Genomic DNA, 1078 nt, shown 5'->3' on the forward strand with positions numbered 1-1078 from the left:
TTGGCGTTTGCCCACGGCTTCAACGTACACTACAACCAAATCGTACCTCGCGCCGACCTCGACGTTATCATGATCGCCCCTAAAGGCCCAGGCCACACCGTACGCAGCGAATTCCTGAAAGGCGGCGGTGTACCTTCCCTGATCGCAGTTTACCAAGATAAAAGTGGCAAAGCCAAAGACATCGCCCTGTCTTACGCAGCAGCCAACGGCGGCACTAAAGGCGGCGTAATCGAAACCAACTTCCGCGAAGAAACCGAAACCGACCTCTTCGGCGAACAAGCCGTATTGTGCGGCGGTGTGGTCGAGTTGATTAAAACCGGCTTTGAAACCCTGACCGAAGCAGGCTACGCGCCCGAAATGGCCTATTTCGAGTGTCTGCACGAAATGAAGCTCATCGTTGACCTGATTTACGAAGGCGGCATCGCCAACATGAACTACTCCATTTCCAACAACGCGGAGTACGGCGAATACGTTACCGGCGTGGAAGTTATCAACGACAAATCGCGCGAGGCCATGCGCAACGCCTTGAAACGCATCCAAACCGGCGAATACGCCAAAATGTTCATCCAAGAAGGTGCCGTCAACTACGCCAGCATGACTGCCCGCCGCCGCCTGACTGCCGACCACCAAATCGAAAAAGTTGGCGCACAACTGCGTTCTATGATGCCTTGGATCGCTAAAAACAAACTGGTTGACCAAGACAAAAACTAATCTGTCTTTCAAACAAATGAAACCTGCCTGATTACTCAGGCAGGTTTTTATAATTTTAAAACCCAATACACTATAAATCTCACTCAACAAGGCCGTCTGAAGACAATATAAACGACATTTAAACTCCAACCTCAATGCCGTCTTTTATGATTCTCCTAAAATTTCCTTTTAAAAAAACATATTACGAAATAAACGACTATTTTCCATACCTACTCTGTCTGCAAAAAACAACGTTTCCCAACAAAATACGCCTAAAACAAGAGGAAAATTTGTTTTCTTAAGCCATAACCTGTAGGAAAACGTTGCGTTGTTTACACCACAGGTTGAGAAAAATAAGCCTGCAAGACCTCAAACGGCGTATCGCCGT

Annotated in this window: 1 protein-coding gene; it reads left to right on the top strand. The window is 47.5% G+C overall.

Annotation, left to right across the window (positions count from 1 at the left end; all coding sequences use genetic code 11):
* Positions 1–711, top strand: a 711-nt coding sequence (gene ilvC / locus ACTHSP_RS20745) for a ketol-acid reductoisomerase (protein ID WP_440346736.1), incomplete at its 5' end; no start/stop codon positions are given.
* Positions 712–1078 lie beyond the last annotated feature (367 nt).

This window comes from Neisseria sp. P0001.S005, assembly GCF_051963715.1.